General features: G+C 40.8%; 18 protein-coding genes and 1 pseudogene. 4 read left to right on the forward strand and 15 right to left on the reverse strand.

Going from position 1 to position 19,115, the window contains the following annotated elements; all coding sequences use genetic code 11:
• Positions 1-130: 130 nt before the first annotated feature.
• The 8 genes from CXF61_RS11030 to CXF61_RS11065 form a co-directional block, all read right to left on the reverse strand.
• Positions 131-1,063: an electron transfer flavoprotein subunit alpha/FixB family protein gene (locus CXF61_RS11030; RefSeq protein ID WP_165598244.1), complete on the reverse strand. Its 933-nt coding sequence runs from the start codon at positions 1,061-1,063 to the stop codon at positions 131-133.
• A 152-nt stretch (positions 1,064-1,215) separates the two neighbouring features.
• Positions 1,216-1,965, reverse strand: coding sequence for an electron transfer flavoprotein subunit beta/FixA family protein (locus CXF61_RS11035; protein WP_057758837.1), 750 nt, complete (start codon positions 1,963-1,965; stop codon positions 1,216-1,218).
• A gap of 450 nt (positions 1,966-2,415) precedes the next feature.
• A complete protein-coding gene (locus tag CXF61_RS11040) occupies positions 2,416-2,985 on the reverse strand; it encodes a DUF421 domain-containing protein (protein WP_165598245.1) in 570 nt (189 codons plus the stop codon).
• Between the two features lie 267 nt (positions 2,986-3,252).
• Positions 3,253-3,465, reverse strand: coding sequence for a cold-shock protein (locus CXF61_RS11045; RefSeq protein ID WP_057758834.1), 213 nt, complete (start codon positions 3,463-3,465; stop codon positions 3,253-3,255).
• A gap of 363 nt (positions 3,466-3,828) precedes the next feature.
• Positions 3,829-4,260: a hypothetical protein gene (locus CXF61_RS11050; RefSeq protein WP_165598246.1), complete on the reverse strand. Its 432-nt coding sequence runs from the start codon at positions 4,258-4,260 to the stop codon at positions 3,829-3,831.
• 297 nt (positions 4,261-4,557) lie between these two features.
• Complete coding sequence (ilvC, locus tag CXF61_RS11055) at positions 4,558-5,574, reverse strand: ketol-acid reductoisomerase (protein WP_101204856.1); 1,017 nt, start codon at positions 5,572-5,574, stop codon at positions 4,558-4,560.
• A 130-nt stretch (positions 5,575-5,704) separates the two neighbouring features.
• Entirely contained in the window at positions 5,705-6,202 is a 498-nt protein-coding gene (gene ilvN / locus CXF61_RS11060) for an acetolactate synthase small subunit (protein WP_057758828.1), read from the reverse strand.
• Positions 6,202-7,914 (reverse strand): acetolactate synthase 3 large subunit, encoded by a 1,713-nt coding sequence (locus tag CXF61_RS11065; protein ID WP_197411831.1) that lies wholly within the window; start codon positions 7,912-7,914, stop codon positions 6,202-6,204. The genes ilvN and CXF61_RS11065 overlap by 1 nt, the downstream gene beginning before the upstream one ends.
• A gap of 988 nt (positions 7,915-8,902) precedes the next feature.
• On the opposite strand from CXF61_RS11065, the gene CXF61_RS11070 reads away from it, so the two are divergent.
• A complete protein-coding gene (locus CXF61_RS11070; RefSeq protein ID WP_165598247.1) occupies positions 8,903-9,400 on the forward strand; it encodes a DUF4124 domain-containing protein in 498 nt (165 codons plus the stop codon).
• Positions 9,401-9,416: 16 nt separating this feature from the next.
• On the opposite strand, the gene CXF61_RS11075 is transcribed toward CXF61_RS11070, so the two are convergent.
• Entirely contained in the window at positions 9,417-11,240 is a 1,824-nt protein-coding gene (locus CXF61_RS11075) for an NAD(P)H-hydrate dehydratase (protein ID WP_165598248.1), read from the reverse strand.
• A 245-nt stretch (positions 11,241-11,485) separates the two neighbouring features.
• Between CXF61_RS11075 and queG the strand changes: the two genes are divergently transcribed.
• Entirely contained in the window at positions 11,486-12,643 is a 1,158-nt protein-coding gene (queG, locus tag CXF61_RS11080; protein ID WP_165598249.1) for a tRNA epoxyqueuosine(34) reductase QueG, read from the forward strand.
• 178 nt (positions 12,644-12,821) lie between these two features.
• On the opposite strand, the gene lysM is transcribed toward queG, so the two are convergent.
• From lysM to CXF61_RS11110, 6 genes are all read right to left on the reverse strand, one after another.
• Positions 12,822-13,331 (reverse strand): peptidoglycan-binding protein LysM, encoded by a 510-nt coding sequence (lysM, locus tag CXF61_RS11085; RefSeq protein ID WP_057758817.1) that lies wholly within the window; start codon positions 13,329-13,331, stop codon positions 12,822-12,824.
• A gap of 283 nt (positions 13,332-13,614) precedes the next feature.
• Positions 13,615-13,851 (reverse strand): acyl carrier protein, encoded by a 237-nt coding sequence (gene acpP, locus CXF61_RS11090; protein WP_057758815.1) that lies wholly within the window; start codon positions 13,849-13,851, stop codon positions 13,615-13,617.
• 270 nt (positions 13,852-14,121) lie between these two features.
• Positions 14,122-14,850, reverse strand: coding sequence for a 3-oxoacyl-ACP reductase FabG (gene fabG, locus CXF61_RS11095; RefSeq protein ID WP_057758813.1), 729 nt, complete (start codon positions 14,848-14,850; stop codon positions 14,122-14,124).
• The gene (gene fabD / locus CXF61_RS11100) at positions 14,847-15,815 is read right to left on the reverse strand and encodes an ACP S-malonyltransferase (protein WP_101204861.1); all 969 of its coding nucleotides are present in this window, start codon (positions 15,813-15,815) and stop codon (positions 14,847-14,849) included. Before fabD ends, fabG begins: the two co-directional genes overlap by 4 nt.
• Before the next feature lie 425 nt (positions 15,816-16,240).
• Positions 16,241-16,423 carry a 50S ribosomal protein L32 gene (gene rpmF, locus CXF61_RS11105; protein ID WP_057758809.1) on the reverse strand — a complete coding sequence of 61 codons (183 nt, stop codon included), beginning with the start codon at positions 16,421-16,423 and terminating at the stop codon, positions 16,241-16,243.
• A gap of 318 nt (positions 16,424-16,741) precedes the next feature.
• Entirely contained in the window at positions 16,742-17,335 is a 594-nt protein-coding gene (locus tag CXF61_RS11110) for a YceD family protein (protein WP_101204862.1), read from the reverse strand.
• A 181-nt stretch (positions 17,336-17,516) separates the two neighbouring features.
• Here CXF61_RS11110 and CXF61_RS11115 point away from each other — a divergent pair.
• Positions 17,517-18,258, forward strand: a pseudogene (locus CXF61_RS11115) (elongation factor P hydroxylase).
• A gap of 231 nt (positions 18,259-18,489) precedes the next feature.
• Positions 18,490-19,110 (forward strand): L-threonylcarbamoyladenylate synthase, encoded by a 621-nt coding sequence (locus CXF61_RS11120; protein ID WP_101204863.1) that lies wholly within the window; start codon positions 18,490-18,492, stop codon positions 19,108-19,110.
• Positions 19,111-19,115: the final 5 nt, after the last annotated feature.

Here is a 19,115-nt window from a genome sequence, read left to right on the forward strand (position 1 = left end):
TATTATCTGTCTACTACTGATATAGTCAAAGAAGTCTAAAACGGATACAAGGCAGCCGACTGCAGATTGTACAAGTAGTACATCTAAGGAGGGTAACGCCGTAGCCGTTTAGTAGTTCTGTGACTATATATTAAACCTTGCTAGTAAGCTCAGGCAATGCTTCGAACAAATCAGCTTCTAAGAAGTAGTCAGCAACGCTAGCGATAGGTGCTTCTGGGTCATTGTTGATAGCAACGATGACTTTAGAATCTTTCATACCAGCCAAATGCTGAATCGCGCCTGAGATGCCAGCTGCGATATATAGCTGCGGTGCAACGATTTTACCCGTTTGACCGACCTGCATATCGTTTGGTACATATCCTGCGTCAACAGCAGCACGTGATGCACCAACAGCAGCGCCTAGCTTGTCAGCCAATGGCTCAATGTACTTGGTGAAGTTTTCACCATTTGCCAAGGCACGACCACCAGAAACAACGATACCAGCTGAGGTCAATTCTGGACGATCAGACTTAGCCATCTCTTCGTTAACGAAACTAGCTTTGCCAGTTTCTTGTACATTGTCGATAGTTTCAACAGTAGCTGAACCGCCTTCGCTAGCCACTGGATCAAACGCAGTGGTACGTACTGTTAGTACTACTTTGTCTTCTGTTGTTTTTACTGTCGCTGTCGCATTACCTGCATAGATAGGACGCTCAAACGTTTGCGCATCTACCACACCTGAGATTTCAGACAGCATGCTGACGTCAAGTAACGCAGCAACGCGTGGCATAAAGTTTTTGCCAGTCGTGGTCGCAGCCGCTAGGATATGGCTGTACTCACCAGCGATATCAGCAACCAATAGCGCCACGTTGCCTGCCAATTGATGCTCATAAGCAGCATTGTCAGCCAATAGTACTTTAGTCACACCTTCTGCTTTTGCCGCTTCATCAGCAACAGCTTGACTACCACTACCAGCAACCAATACATGGATATCATCACCCATTTGTTTAGCAGCAGCGATCGTGTTTAAAGTTGCCTTTTTTAGACTGGCATTGTCATGTTCTGCATATACCAAAATTGCCATGGTTTTAGTCCTTTATATATTCGTATTATCTATTCATGCGGTTGTTTGTGTACAAAGCTATTTGACCAACTATCGTTTAGTATGAAATAAAGCAGTCAAATTCACAGCCTTGTACAGGATATGCCGTAGCGAAGTATCCAATCATTAAAACATTAAATGACTTTTGCTTCGTTTCTTAGCTTATCGACCAACTCATCAACTGACCCTACTGTAATACCAGCTTTACGGTCAGCAGGTGGCACGACTTTAATAATCTCTTGCTTAGATGTCATATCAACACCGAAATCTGCTGGCGTTTTCTCATCAAGTGGCTTTTTCTTCGCTTTCATGATGTTAGGCAATTTAGCATAACGTGGCTCATTCAAACGTAGATCAGTCGTGATGACTGCTGGCAAATCAAGAGCAACAGTTTGTAGGCCACCATCGATTTCACGTGTTACGTTTACTTTGTCGCCTTCAACCTTCACTTCTGATGCAAACGTACCCTGACCGATACCCATCAATGCCGCTAGCATCTGGCCCGTTTGGTTGTTGTCATCATCAATCGCTTGCTTACCTAATAAGATGATATCAGTGCTTTCAGCTTCAGCGATGCTCTTTAAGATCTTAGCAACTTGTAATGGATATGGCTTTTCGTCACTTACTACCAATACACCACGGTCAGCACCTAGTGCTAAAGCTGCACGAATCTGCTCTTGTGATTCTTTTGGACCGATTGAAGCAACAATGATCTCATCAATGACGCCAGCTTCTTTTAGGCGAACCGCTTCTTCTACTGCGATTTCATCAAAAGGGTTGATTGACATTTTAGTGTTTGATAAGTCAACGCCAGAGTTGTCGGCTTTTACACGAACTTTTACGTTATAATCAATGACACGCTTGACCGCTACTAATGCTTTCATACGTTCCTCGTTTATTAATGTTATGAATTAAAAATTGTCAGTTAAGAACCAAAGGTTCGTTGTGGTTCAAATTGTCGTTCAAAATACTGCTCAAGGTTATTACTACATCAACAGAATATAGTTAACTAAGAAAGATGAGCCAATATCTAAGAGCATATTAGCATTGTATCTCTTACTAATGAAATCTGCTAAAGCTAAGCCAACCGTTATTATCAGACCTATGTATCTTGCGTCAGCAGGCACATAAGGTCAAGACAACGCCGTGAATAATGCGTCATAAATTTGTCAACACTCTATAATAAATAGTCTATAAGCGCATCATTTCATGATTTTCATTGTTCAGCAGCTCAAAATACTCATACCCTTTATAGCATTCTAAGCCTTAGCTTTACTTAATATTTTGTTATTATTTATCTCTTTCAAGTTAACAGTTAAGAATAGTTAGGCAAGCTAGACCTGCGACTTACCATTCTTACTAGAACCGATTAATAATTCGCTATCTCGTATATCGTCAAATAAAGACCAGTCAGGTTCGACATCATTGTTCTTGATAACACTCATATCACCTGTCGTCTCCATAATCACTGCAAACACTTCTGTTTTCGCTTTGATACCATTTTTACGCAGCACTTCCTGAACATCACTAGTGCTAAGATTGGCCTCTTTTAAGTTATCTTCTAAATATTCACCATGAGCCATTAGGATAATAGCTTGATTATCTATCAAAGCTTTGAGCAGTTTTATTTTGCGCCTGATAACTGAAATAACGCCCTGAATCAAGAATAATACTGCAACAGCAAACAATCCTTGAAATAGAGAGGGTTTATCTGACAATACCGTCGACGCCAATATACTACCAATACCAACCGTCATCGCAAAATCATGGCTTGATAACTTGGAAAAACTGCGTAAACCCATCAATCGAGTAAACAACATCAGCCCTACATAAAAGCCTATAGCGGATAAAGAAATCCCGAGCACCTGTTGCCAGTCAATTGAAAGCCAATTCTCCCACTTCATAATATAACCTTATCTATCTCATCTTTATTAAATTATTGTTCGTTATTACCTGATGATGTTAACCGTCAAAATCAATAGCACTTTACCTTAGCAGCACTTTGTCATACCAAAAAAGCCCCATAAAAAAAGCAACCTGATAAGAGGTTGCTTCTTTTTAAAGTCGATACAGTATTTTTATTGTTTTAACAAACAAAGTAATCAATGCGTATTGATAATCTTATTGTCATTAAGTTTACTGGCAAGCAGTTAGCCTAATAATAAATGAGATTAGATAGCTTCGATTTGCTCAGCTTGTGGGCCTTTTTTGCCATCACCTAAGATGAAAGACACTTTTTGGCCTTCGGCTAGAGTTTTGAAACCGTTACCTTGGATAGCGCTGTAGTGAGCGAATACGTCTTGTCCGCCGTTGTCTTGAGCGATAAAACCAAAACCTTTAGCTTCATTAAACCACTTTACAGTGCCTTCAACTTTATCTGACATAAATTTTCCTGACTCTTTAACTGTTGGCGAGACTTGTGTCATCACCGATTAATTGATATATACCCTAATATTTTCTGCTAAATGCGGCGGCCAAAAATGCTAAATAATCTTAAAGAAAATTTGGATTTTTTGCCTCAAATATCTTGAGTACAGTCTGATTATAACAGTTTTCCATGGTAGGAACAGTCTAAATTGCTGATTTTTGTAAATAAATACTAACCATTGTTGCAAGTTAACATCGATAGTGATCTTACCCATATCTTATTGATATGAAATAGTTTTTATTTATAGATGTACTACAACTTCATCAGTAAACCACTAATTAAATAAGTCGACATAGATGATGATAGGTTGGAATATCAATCATTGCAATGACGATGTTGGTAGCCATGCTGAACTCAATACGAGCAAACATAACGCAAAAAATACCAATGAAAATGACTGACTATAGGCAATATACTTGGCTGGAATGACCAAATCTTTAGGAGAGTCAGGGATGCCTTTGCGCTTCAGTAGCTTGGTACCATATATCCAACCAAAGGTCGTGTATATGCCATATGCTGCAGGCACTGCGATAGCTAATGGGGTCAAATCAATAACGTATAAAATCACCACTGATATGAAGAACCATAGAGTATCTAACAATGAACTGACTTTGAAGAATTTAGATTGAGGCAGTTTACCGTCGGTCTGTTTGAGCATCTCCCCTTCTATCCAAATTAAAACTGCTACCACAGCGCTAAGAGTAATATATACGAATTGCGGCGTTAGCCAGTCTGAATAAGATATTTGCACAGCATACAACCTATTATCTATAGAAAGTGAGAATGAAGCATTCACCCGCTTCGAATACTTAGAAACGGGTAAGAACAATGATGAATGTTGATCGTAAAGGCACTTTGGCCAATGTTAAGGTGCCTGCTTATATTGGGTAGCCATTACTGGTTTTCAACCGATAACCCCGATTCAAATCAAAGCGAAAAGCATCTATCAAATACTTTGCATAAAAAAACCCATGCTATCAAGTGATAACATGGGGTACTTCATCTAAATCAGATTTTTATCTGAATAAGACTTTTATCTGTATAAAACTTAGTTTTTGTCTTTATCGATGATTTTGTTACCACCGATCCATGGCATCATGCCACGTAGCTTAGCACCAGTGATTTCGATTTGATGATCAGCGTTGTTACGACGACGCGCAGTCATTGATGGATAGTTGGTTGCGCCTTCAGAGATGAACATCTTCGCGTATTCACCAGACTGGATGCGTTTTAGTGCATTACGCATGGCTTCACGTGACTGCTCGTTGATAACTTCAGGGCCAGTAACATATTCGCCGTATTCAGCGTTGTTACTGATTGAGTAGTTCATGTCAGCGATGCCGCCTTCATACATCAAGTCAACGATAAGCTTTAGCTCATGCAGACATTCGAAATAAGCCATTTCTGGTGCATAGCCCGCTTCTGTTAGTGTCTCAAAGCCCATTTTAACTAGCTCTACTGCACCACCACAAAGTACGGCTTGCTCACCGAATAGATCCGTTTCAGTCTCATCTTTAAACGTTGTTTCGATGATGCCTGAACGACCACCACCAACGCCAGCAGCATATGATAATGCTAACTGTTTGGCTTGACCAGACGCGTCTTGGTAGATAGCGATAAGATCAGGGATACCACCGCCTTTAGCGAACTCTGAACGTACAGTATGACCTGGTGCTTTTGGTGCAACCATGATGACATCAAGATCGCCACGTGGTACCACTTGGTTGTAATGAATCGCGAAACCATGAGCGAAAGCTAGTGTAGCGCCTTCTTTGATGTTTGGCTCGATTACATCATTATAAAGCTCTTTTTGGAACTCATCAGGCGTCAAAATCATGATAACGTCAGCAGCTTTTACTGCTTCTTCTACTTCAGCAACTTTTAGACCAGCATTTTCAGCTTTTTTCCATGAGCTTGAGTTTGCACGTAGACCAACAGTTACATCGACGTCTGAATCTTGTAGGTTAAGCGCGTGTGCATGGCCTTGTGAACCATAACCGATAATGGCAACTTTTTTACCTTGGATAATAGATAGGTCACAATCTTTGTCATAATAAACGTTCATAAATAGAGTCCTTGTTCTCAATCATGGCTTGCCATGGATAGTAAACGCTTATGCTGTAGTCAATATAATAACTAAGATAAGCGCTTTGTTGATTAGATAAATATTGGTTTAAACTGGTTTTGATAAATAATTAAATGCTTAGAGTCTTTTCACCGCGGGCAATACCAATCACACCTGAGCGAACCACTTCCATAATACGCTCACGGCCAATCACATCGATAAAACCATCAAGTTTGGCTTTGTCGCCCACGATTTGAATCGTATATAAGTTCGAATTTACATCGACGATTTGTGCGCGGAAAATATCTGCGCTACGTTTAATCTCTTCACGAACACCGCCTGTTGCACGGACTTTAATAAGCATCAATTCACGCTCAACGTGTACGTTCTCCGTCAGATTAAGCACTTTAACCACTTCAATCAATTTATGCAATTGTTTGGTGATTTGCTCAATTCTTTCTGGTGACGTAATGGTCGTAACCGTTAGACGTGAGATACTTGGGTCATCAGTAGGTGCGACGTTCAAAGTTTCGATATTGTAGCCACGTTGTGAGAACAAGCCGACTAACCGCGACAACGAACCCGCTTCGTTTTCCATCAATACCGAAATCAGATGTTGTTGTTGCATTAGGTACGCTCCCCTTTTGTTAACCACATATCACGCATGGCTTGTCCAGCGATTTGCATTGGATATACATGCTCATTACGATCGACGTAAACATCGATAAATACCAGTTTGTCTTTCATAGCCATTGCTTCAGCCAATTGTGCTTCCATAGTCGCAGGATCAGTAATTTTGATACCGACATGACCATAGCTTTCAGCCAATTTGACAAAATCTGGTAAGGAATTCATATAAGACTGGGCATGACGACCTTCATACAGCATATCTTGCCACTGCTTCACCATACCTAGCTGCGCATTGTTAATGTTCAGAATTTTAACTGGTAAGTTATATTGCAAGCAGGTCGATAGCTCTTGGATATTCATCTGAATAGAGCCTTCGCCAGTAATACAAACCACATCACGCTCAGGGTTGGCAAGTTTGGCAGCCATTGCATACGGCAGACCAACACCCATGGTACCAAGACCACCTGAATTCAGCCATTGACGTGGCTCATTGTAAGTATAGTAAAGTGCCGCAAACATCTGATGCTGACCGACGTCACTTGTGATAATAGCGTTACTGTTAGTCACTTTATCTAGAGCTTGTACGACACTTTGTGGCTTAATACCATTATCTGTGCTGGTGTCATAACGTAAGCCATGACGCTTACGCCACTCATTAATTTGTGACCACCAATCGAGCAATGCGTGCTGCTCTAACTGCTTGTCTTGACCAACAATCTCTAGCATGTCCGTTAAGACCGACTTCACATCACCTACGATAGGAATGTGCGCAAGAATCGTTTTTGAAATTGACGCAGGATCGATATCGATATGAATGATGGTTGCGTTAGGGCAGAATTTTTTAACGTTATTGGTCACACGATCATCAAAACGCGCGCCGACAGCTAAAATCACATCAGCGTGATGCATGCTCATATTGGCTTCGTAAGTACCGTGCATGCCAAGCATACCTAAGAACTGACGATCTGAGCCAGGGAACGTACCAAGACCCATCAAGGTATTGGTCACTGGTAAATTCAGACGATGTGCAAGATCGGTTAATTCTTCGTGCGCATTGCTCCAAATCACACCGCCACCTGCATATACAACAGGACGCTGCGCTGCTAATAGCGTTTCAATGGCTTTTTTGATTTGACCACTATGACCTTTGAGTGAAGGCTGATACGAACGTATAAATACTTCTTCTGGATATTCGTAAGCGAACTTTTCGCTAGGCGCAGTCATGTCTTTTGGCACATCAATGACGACAGGGCCTGGGCGACCAGTCTGGGCAATATAAAATGCCTTTTTTACAATCATTGGAATTTCGCTAGCATGGCGTACTTGAAAGCTATGCTTAACGATAGGACGTGATACACCTACCATATCTGTTTCTTGGAAAGCATCTTCACCGATTAGGCTGCTTGGTACCTGACCTGCGATTACAACCATTGGTACAGAATCCATAAAGGCAGTAGCAATAGCTGTCACGGTATTGGTCGCACCAGGGCCTGATGTGGCCAACACGACACCAGTATTACCAGTCACTCGCGAATAAGCATCGGCCATGTGGCCCGCTGCTTGCTCGTGACGTACTAAGATGTGCTCAATATTTTCTTGCTGAAACAGCGCATCATAAATGTGTAAGACCGCGCCACCTGGATAGCCAAAGATGTATTCGACACCTTCGTCAGTCAGTGCTTGCACTAGCATTTCAGCGCCCGATAGCATCACAGGCTGTGCACTACCTTCTGCAAGACGTTGTTGCTTTTGTTCAAAATTTTTGGCGGCATTACCCGTTTGGGTATGTCCCGTCATGTTCGGACTTTGCGTGGTTTGCGTCACTGTCATCACCTTTTTTTGCGGCGAGAATTTGCGGGATTCTATGAGTAAAAATAATTACTTACCGTCATTATTTTTACTTACTGAATGATCGCTAATTCTTGTCCATATCAAGAATATCTGCCTAATAGGTTTAATCAAAACTGTCTCATAGGACAATACTAATCAAACGCAGCAGTGTATTTTAGGTCAGCTTTGTGATGGATGTTTATCGATATACAGTGACAATATGCGAGTGCATCTATAAAAGAAGACGCTTATTATTGAGGTTCGATACTAGCAAGTACCTATTGTGACTTTATTCGTGTGACTTTATTTGTACAGATGCATCGATATACACAAGAAAAAACTTCATAACCAATGCCAAATTATAAGATCTTTAGAACTTACAATAGGCTTCGGGGAAATCTCTTAACCGCGTACTATATCGCGTTTGATACAACTGCTAAAAACACCTTTAGCACATTTCAAATAATAAGTTTATCTTAGTCATTGTAGACAGATAAGTCCGGAGACAATGTATCGCTATCAATAGTGGTCGTTATGCCACTATGCTTGCTATATCATTATCACAAAGGAAATAAAACTGCATAAGCTACCGATAAGTAACTCGTCGTTTTCTTTCTCAAGTGCCACGGCAACATCGTAAAAGCCGCTCACTGACCAATCAACTGCTATTATATTCGATGGTTTACGAGTTATTGTCAAGAAAAACTTCTAAAGCCTATCCCAAACTATTAGTTATTAAATAATATACATTGATAAGTATTATTTGCTAGAATCGATAGTCGATACATTATTACTACCAATAAAACGTTCAAGTGTTATATTTACACCCATATACATTTGATTTTTATTAAATAAGAGGATTGCTACTATGGCATATGCGTCTAAGATATATACCGCTGCCAAACTGTTGATGATTACCGCGTGTATGCTAATGCTGTCCATGAATGCTAGTCAGGCTATTCAAGTTTATAAATCCATTGGGGCACATGGTGAAGTAAAATATAGCCAACATGCGCCGCAAGTCGGCAAAAATATCGAACTGATTGAGTTTCGTAGTGACGGTAGACAGAACAATGCAGGACAAATGGCAGGAAAAACAGATCCTAACCAGAGCAGCAATGCTCAAACGGCAGAAGAACAACGAGTAGCAGCACTTGAAGCACGTATTAAAGAACAAGAAGCTCAGGCTAATGCTCAGCGCTGCCAATCATTACGTAATAATCTGACCAACCTAAATGTAGGCGGCCGTATCTATGAGATGGATGCCAACGGTAAACGTCAGTATCTAGATGGCCGTGAGATTGAGCTTAAGCGCGAGCGTGTACAGCAAGCAATTACTCAGTATTGCTCCAATCCGTCTACCTAGCTAACTAAAGCAAATATCAACCTATCATAAGCTGCATGACGTGACGAATGGCTGCTGGCATATCCTGAGCTTGTAGCCCTCTTTGCCCCACTAGCAATGTATTGGTGTCGCTATTCGCTTGATTTACCAATACATCTCCTGCAAACCCATGTATAAGAATTGCTTGATGTAAGCTACGTGCCTCTGCTGATAAATCTTGCTGTGCCAATAGTCCCGCGGTCACCCCAGATAGCACATCACCCATGCCAGCGGTTGCCATGCCAGCATTCCCTACATCACATACGTATACGTTTTCTCTTCCCTGTTCTTGTTCTAGCACTAGTGATCCTGCCCCTTTTAATACCCAGTCACCACCATATGTTGCAGCGCACTGTTCTATCGCTTGCAGTCTACTTGACTCAATATCACTTACTTTCTGCTCAAGTAATCTAGCTGCTTCCCCACTATGCGGTGTCAAGCAAACCCTATGATTAGTACTGTATTTTCGTAGCTCTGTTATTAGCTCATGATCTTCTCTATGTAGTGATGCCAAGTGATAAAGACCATCTGCATCGATCACGATTGATTTTTCATTCTCTATAGCAGCCTGTACATAATCAATAAATAATGCGTTGGCTTTTTCGTCACGGCCAAGTCCCATCCCAATGGCAACGACACTGGCCTGCTTGATTAAATCTCTTACGCCACTTGCGTCATGTAGATTAATGGTCATCGCATCTGGCAATGAGGTCAGTAACGACCCATGAAAAGCCCCATGGCAGGCAACCGTTATTTTACCGGCACCTGTCGCCATCGTACTGGCCGCAGACAGTATGGCAGCACCGCCCATACCTTGAGAGCCATCGACGCGATTTCCGCCAATGATTAAGACATGACCATAGCTACCTTTATAGCTGTTTTGGCGACGCAGATTCATACTATGCGCAGCCGTCAGCAGCGTGGCAACTGGCTCAAATACTTGACTGGCATTTTTCTGAGCTATCATATGATGACTAACTGTTTGCTGACATGCCTTTTGATAAGGTATCAACGGTATATCGATTACGTCTCCGCTATAATCTGTACCATCTTTAGTATGCAGACCAAACTTACGCGCAATCAAACATAGAGTCACGTCAGCTTGTATTGCTACTCGCTCGAATACCTCACCAGTAGAAGCCACTAAACCACTTGGAATATCAACTGCTATTGCTAGTGTGTTATTTTTCTGAGTAACGTTGTTAAAAGCTTTAATAGCTGATTTATAAACGCCTTCTGGTGCACGATCTAAGCCAATACCAAATAATGCATCGATATAGATATCAGCTGGCAAAACTCTTTTATCCGCATCATCGTGACTAACAATGTCTTCAAATCGTTGATAGTGACAGCTGCTAGCTAAAGCTATCTGTAATGCCTTTATCGAGTCAGTAATATTGCTACTATCGCTGTCTCCATTGTTAGGAGTTTTAGAAGTTACTGATTGATCATGGAGATCAAAATCATTTTCACTAAAGCCAACTGTTATTACTTCTACTTGCCAGCCAGCTTGCTGTAAATAATAAGCGATAAGCCAGCCATCACCACCATTGTTACCTTTCCCTACCCAGATACTTGCTCGACGTGGATAAGCACTACGCTGATAAACGTTAGTATTGGTAGAATGGCTGGCACTGACGGTTTTTCGCTCATAAACCTGTTCTATTTGCTGTGTCATTTGCCAAGCAGCTTGTTTCATCAAACCAAAACTGTCGTATCCCTCTGCAAACCAAGCCTGTTCCATCGCATAAACCTGCTCACTACTATATAGCGCGATAGGTTTTGTATTTTTTATAGGTAATAAATTGGTATTATTTCTCATAACTTATCCTTGGTGTTTCTACTCATTTTTTATTTTATTTAAATTTGGTTGCTCATTTCTCATATCAGCTTAGCAAAAGCTTACCTCGACTTATGTATCAATATGAATGTGAGTTTATTTTCTTTTATACTTGCACTCATTGCTCACTGGCTTATCATAGCCGTATTTACATTATCTCTGATTGTCAGATATGAATAATCTGATTAAAACAAACGAGAAAACCATCTAATAAGCACCTACTCTCTATGCCTACTGATAAAAACAAAATCGCCATTACGAACCCAACTGTATTTACAACCACAGCTGATGTTAAGCAGTGGATTACAGCACAAGCACAGGCATTAGGATTTGCTGATTGTGGTTTTTTATCTGTGCATCATCCTTTGTTTACTCAGCAGATTGAACAGCTGAAAAAGTGGCTTGATAAAGGCTATGAGGGTCAACTGCAGTTTATGCATAATAATCATGATCTGCGCGCTCATCCTGATCAGCTAGTCGAGGGCGCAAAGACCATCATCAGCGTACGTATGGACTATCTAACTCAAGCACCCACACCGCGTGCTGTCACTGATAATGACCACCCCAACCGAGGCATCATCGCGCGTTATGCAAGAGGGCGTGACTACCATAAAACGATGCGTAGTCGTTTAAAGCAATTGGCTTTAAAGATAGAAACAATGCTTCCTGAATGGCAACATTTAGATATCGGTTCAGAGAAAGAATTTGTGTTTAGACCTTTTAGCGATTCGGCGCCTATCTTTGAGCGGCCGATTGCAGATGCAGCAGGTCTTGGTTGGACAGGTAAACATACACTACTTATCAATAAGCAAGCAGGCTCATTTTTTGTGCTTGGTGAGCTATTTTTGAGCCTTGAGCTACCCGACGATAAACCAGTCAAGGAGCATTGCGGTAGTTGTAGCGCTTGTATTGACATATGCCCTACTCAAGCAATTGTAACGCCCCATGAGCTCAACGCTTCTGCTTGTATCTCTTATTTGACTATCGAACATGATGGTGTCATCGATACCAAATATCGACGCGCAATTGGCAATCGGGTCTTTGGCTGTGATGATTGCCAGTTAATCTGTCCATGGAATCGTTATGCCAATCTAACTACCGTTGATGACTTCGCACCAAGGCATGGATTGGATAATAGTAGCTTGCTTGAACTATGGCAGTGGCAAGAAGCCGACTTTATGAAGAACACTCAAGGTAGCCCGCTAAGACGCACCGGCTATGTGAATTTTTTACGTAATATTGCTATCGGACTTGGCAATGCTAATGCCAGCTTAGAAGTGGTCGAACAGTTAAAATCTAAATTGACCTTACATAATGATATGCTAGATGAGCATATCGAATGGGCCCTAATTGAGCAGCACAATAAGCTAGACTCAACCAATTAACCAATTAACCAATTAACCAATTAACCAATTAACCAATTATTTTATGACTATCAAATATTCCTGAGATAAAGTGTTTATTTGAAGTGTACAACATAAAAAAAGCCTCTTAATAATAAGAGGCTTTTTTGATTAGAATGTCATATTTAAAATATTATTTTTCTATACGCTTCTTCTAGCATTACGGCTTAGGAATGCGTAGTACTTGGCCTGGATAGATTTTATCTGGATCAGATAACATTGGCTTGTTCGCTTCGAATATCTTCATGTAATCGCCAGATGAACCATACACTTCTTTAGCGATTTTAGATAAACTGTCACCAGACTTTACCGTATACATTGTAGATTCAGGTGCATCTTCTTCAATATCAATGTTATCAATAACTTTTGCAACGTTTTGCACGTTACCGATAGCGATAATGGCTTTTTCACGATCAGCTTGAGTTTTAGCATTACCACTAATTTCTGCAGTATCTGTAGAACCATTATATTTAATTTTCAGGTTACTGATATTGAGGTTTTGCTGCTGAATACGGCGCAATAAAATATTGGCCACTGATTGTGCACTCGGCTCACTGCTTTGTACTGGTGTATTGGCATCTGCTTTCGTTTCTGTCTTAGCATCATGCTTTTCGTCATCACGGTTAAAAATCTTATCACCGATATCTTTTGCAAAGCTAAACATACCCATATATCTACTCCTTGAAATATTATTATTTATCATTCTTTTAATAAAACACATAGTCAGACAATATACTGAAAATCTAACTGGCGTCTTTTTCTACGACTTACTGTTATGAGTATAGATAAAAGGAGTCGATGTAGATAGTAATAGTATGTTGAATAATGTTGAATTGACGTAGTCAATGTTAAATTCGATTGCTGCATTTGAAAAATAACAATCACGCACCCATAAAAAAACCGCCTATCTAATCAGATAAGCGGCATTATAAATCTGCTAAATAAGTAGCAAATTATAGTTGGGCTTGTACGTAATCGATTGCTTTTTGAACAGTAGTCAATTCTGCAGAATCTTCATCAGGAATAGTGATACCAAAATCACTTTCAAATGACATAACCAATTCAACTAGGTCTAAAGAATCTGCACCTAGGTCTTCCATGAATGAAGCATCGTTGTTGATGTCTTCAACATTCATACCTAGTTGCTCAGCTACTGCTGCTTTTACTCTTAGCTCGATATCATTACTCATGTAGCTCACTCCGTTATCATCTATTATTTTTAATAAACTGCTATAGCGCCTTATTTAACGCTATAGCATGGTATATAAAATGCGTTTGCCAGACTAGCAATGCTGTCTGAGTACTCTATGACATGTTATACAGTTTGTCTGATGTCTAATAAAGCCCTGTTATCATACAGGGCTTTGACTCAAAAGTATCCGTCATTATAGCACCCTTTATTATAGTTTACACTCGTTCACACAGTTTTTTATTATAACTATGTAACGCTCGTATATTGACTACATATACATGCCGCCATTGACAGGAATCACAGCACCTGTAATATAGCTGGCCTCGTCGCTAGCCAAGAAATGTACCGCTGCAGCGATGTCTTCTGGCTGACCAAGACGGCTGATAGGTACAGCATCTAACATAGAGTTCAATAGACGCTCATCAAGCTCATCTGTCATATCCGTTTCGATCAAGCCTGGTGCCACGCAGTTGATGGTCACTTGGCGTGAACCAATCTCACGTGCAAGCGTACGGCTAAACCCTTCTACGCCAGCTTTGGTCGCCGCATAGTTAGATTGGCCTGCATTGCCCATTTGAGCCACGACAGAGGTAATGTTGATAATACGGCCACGGCGTGCTTTCATCATACCGCGTACAGCACGTTTGCTCATGCGATATACTGAGGTCAAATTGGTATCGATGACATTTTCCCAATCTTCATCTTTCATGCGCATCAGTAGACCATCTTGAGTGATACCTGCATTGTTAACCAATACTTGTACCGCGCCATAAACGCTTTCGATCTCTTCAAATAATTTGTCAATTTGAGCGGTATCACGTACGTCTAAAACGCGACCAATACCGCCAGTATCATGAAGGTAATCATCAATAAGCTCTGCGCCCTTTTCAGTGGTCGCAGTTCCAATGACAAAGTGTCCTTCTTTGGCAAAACGCTTGGCCACTGCCTTGCCAATACCTCGGCTAGCGCCAGTCACTAATGTAATCGTACGGCTCATGATAACACCTCCAATAATTTTTCTAGACGGGCAGGCTTGTCAGTAGGATAGCTGGCAATTGGCTGCGCCTGACGCTTCGCCAAATTGCTCAGTACATTACCACTGCCACATTCGATTAAGATATTAATTTGCTTGTCAGCTAGCTCTTGCATGGTTTTTGACCATAGTACTGGCTCGCTCAGCTGCTCAGTCAATGCTTGCTTAATACCGACCGCACTGGTTTCGACACGCGCATAGCGATTTTGTATAACAGGAATGGTTGCCTGATCAAACTTGATACCCGCTAGTATTTCAGCCAACGCATTGCTGGCAGGTTCCATAAGGGCACAGTGAGACGGTACACTCACTTTTAGAGGGACAGATTTTTTACCAGTATTTTTGACTTTATCAATAACAGCATTAACACCAGCGGCGTTACCCGAGATAACCACTTGTCCTGGACTATTGAAATTGGCTGCACCGACTACTGCATCTTCTACGTGTTCGGTTGCTTGCTCACACAGGTTTTCGACTCTGTTATCTTCTAGTCCTAATACTGCAGCCATAGCAGTATCGACACCTACAACGGCCTCTTGCATCAACTGACCGCGCTTATGTACTAAAGTGACGGCATCACCCAGCGATATCACATTGGCAGCACACAGGGCACTGTACTCGCCTAGAGAGTGACCAGCTAAATAACAAGGCGTCTCTTCTATTTTTTGTTGTAGGACACGCCAAATAGCAATACTAGCTGTCAAAAGCGCAGGCTGAGTATATTGGGTTTGATTGAGTTTTTCCTCGTCCTGACAGATTGCCCACAAATCCTCACCAAGCGCATCACTCGCTTCGGTAAATGTATCACGTATCTCTGGATAGATTTCGGCAAGCTCGCTCGTCATCGCGACTGATTGAGATCCTTGTCCAGGAAAAATGACCGCGATACGAGCGGGTTGCTTTTTTACCATATCGGGTACAGAAGCCATAACCAATATTCCTTATCTGATTAGAAATATCCCTAAAAACAATGGGGTGTATTATATTATTAGATGTTATACAAAGCCGCTACTTCAAGTATTTATGCAAGAAAACGGATTGTCAGTAAACTATACACTGACAGACACTATTATCATAGCGGATGCAAACCAAACAGCAAGAGTAACGCTGCCCAAATTAAACGAGCAGATTATATCAGCACATTTTTAAATCTACTAAAAATAACAAGCGAATTAAGCAATAAGTCTAGTTATAAATAACAAAAAGCCAAGTTATCCAGCCACATAATATATGATAGCGAAATAACTTGGCTTTTTTTAGCTCAAAGCTTATTGACTAGTAATAACTAGGCAAAAACAATAATAGTCACCAGTACTATTATTGTTTTCGCCTAAGCTATCACAGAGCCAATGTCTTAGGCGTCTTGGCTGACTTTGAACAGTTGACGACCACGGTAGAAACCATCTTTAGTCATGTGATGACGACGATGTTTTTCACCAGTAGTAGCATCTACGCTTAGTTCAGCAATTTCCATACGGTGATGTGAACGGCGCATGTCACGACGAGAACGGCTTTTACGACTTTTTTGAACAGCCATGATATAGCTCCTATACTTAAAAGGGATAAGCTTGAAATTCAGCTTAAGTCGATACTGACAGAGGCTATATAATCATAACAACCTAAGTCTTAAGCATCATTAGTTAAATAGATTGCCACTCACATAAAGCACTGACCAAGGCTGAATCTTATAAAAAATTTACCCAGTCAGTTTCTATTAGTAAGCAACAGGTTGCTCGAATGCAATAAACCGGACATTATACGCATGTTTATTAAATTAATAAAGCCCTGCCTTGCACTCTTCTGTACAAAGCTGATAAAAGGCTTTTTAAATGCATTGAGTAGATAATTTTGACGCTTATAGTTTGCCTTTTAGCGAGGCTAAAGCAGCAAAAGGATTTTCACCTTCCTCTTCTTCTGGTATCTCACCAAACTGCTCAACAGACATCTCACAATCGTCGTGCTTTGGCGCCATTGGTGTTTTGAGCAAGATCTCGTCTTCTACCAACTTCTTAAATGGCAATAGACGCTCTGGAGATTGCTCGGTGACGATTTCATCCAGTAATAAATAATCTTGTTCATCTTTAACTAAACGAACCTGGCTATCGTTTTCTAGTAGCGCGATGTCATAATCATCAGACAAGTCTATCGCGATTGGTTGTAAGCAGCGCTGACAAGTTAGCCAAACATCACCTGTCAAGGTAAATGCTAGATGCAAGACGTTGTTGCGACGATATAAGTTAGCGTTGAGCTGTATGTCTGACTGCTCATGTTCAGTGCTCAGAGTAGTAGCAAGACGATCAAACGAGCTTGGTTTTACCTCTCCTGACCATTCATAACCAGTGTCTGCCCACTTATCTAAAGAAATATGCTCAGGCATGCCAGTAGATACAGGCGCTTTTTTATTGTCAGCGTGAAGTGCTGACGGTTTAGTTTCTGGAGTGCTTGACATGCGCGGCCTCATTCATAAAAACGGTGTATAATATTGCCTGCCATACTAACGGAAAGTGCCATATTCTGCTAGCGCTAGTATGTTAAGATTTTTTGATAGTAAATTTGTTTAAGCTCTTCTACTACTTACCTTTTACCTAAAGTTTTTTGTCTTTAGTATTTATTAAGTCAATGTCTTCTCTATGAATCTATCCAATAATAAAATGAATTTTTCTGACTCACTTCCTCCTGCTGAAGCAAGTTCGTTGCTACAACAGCTTATTCAATTAAGGGGTCATACTGAAAATGTTCCTAATAATAGACTGTGCTTCGATAAAGATGAGTATTTAAACGAATTAAGAAGTCAGTGGCAAGAGTTGTCTATTACTCAATTTGACAATACTCACACAGCAGAATTGATAATTGATAGCGAACGATTAGCTACCGATTGGCTCATACAGCTATTTAATACTTTGTTCGCTAATCAGGAAGTTATATTGGCTCGTAGCAATGATGAACCCGAGTATTTTCCAGCTCAAGATAATGAACCCGCTCGAATTGAATTCGCTCATGGCTTTTTTGCCAGTGCTTTACGAAATCAGCCATTGGTGCGTAGCTGGTGATGCTCGTAGACAACTATCTGATTTTGGCTACTGGTATGCACCAGATGGACGATCAGCAGCTCAGCAGCAGGCATTTGAGCGTGTAGAAATCAAACCTCAAGCATTAGAGTGTCTATTTACCTTGGCGTGTGGACGAAATTTCCAAGTCTCACAAGATAACTTGTTTGCCGACTTCGACACTAGTAGTAGCACCTTTGCGATTGATGTCTATCAGCAAGTCCAAAACTATATAGCCAAACCTCATACTCTGCCGCGTGACGCTAAGACTTTACTGACTGCATTACTTAGCGCTTGCATTTCTCCATCTGAAATCAGCGCTTAGTTTAAATTACTAAGCGTTCCTACTTATTAACGATTTTCTACGGTTGGTAACGCCTTGCCACTAAACTTATATCTACTTTGAGCTATACTGATAACTGAAGTAGTATTTTGAAGATATCGATCTGCTTAGTTCTAAAATAGTTTTTCTAATATATCTAGTAATTGAACCACATCTAATTAATGAAAAATTTGTCTCAATTAAAAACCAATAATTATAAAATAAGGAACCACTATGGAAGTCTTCTATATTCACCCCGATAATCCGCAGCCACGTCTCATTGAGCAAGCCGCTGACCTATTGCGCAGAGATCAATTAATTATTTACCCAACTGATACCAGTTACGCTTTTGGTTGCCGTTTGGGTGCAAAGGATGCCCTAGCTAAGCTTAAGCAAATCCGTGAACTCGATGATAAGCATCAATTTACCTTGCTGTGCCGCGACCTAAGTGAAATTGCCAATTATGCAACAGTTGATAATGTGCAATTTAAACAGCTGAAAGCCCACACCCCTGCCCCAATTACTTTTATTCTTAATGCCACCAAAGACGTACCGAAAAAACTGGCGCATGCAAAGAAAAAAACCATTGGTATTCGTGTACCTAGTAACCCCATTGCTCAAGCATTATTAGAAGCGATGGATGAACCTATCTTAACCAGCTCACTTATTTTGCCCAATCGAGACGATATTTTGGATGACCCATTTGAGATTGAAGATTTGCTAGGCAATCAAATCGACGGTCTCATCAATGTAGGTATAAAGACAACCAAGCTTACTACTATCGTAGATATGACTAGTAGCGTTCCTGAAGTTATCAGACAAGGTGCGGCCAATGTCGATTCGTTATTACTCTAAGCAGC

The organism is Psychrobacter sp. 4Dc, assembly GCF_002836715.1.
GTDB lineage: Bacteria > Pseudomonadota > Gammaproteobacteria > Pseudomonadales > Moraxellaceae > Psychrobacter.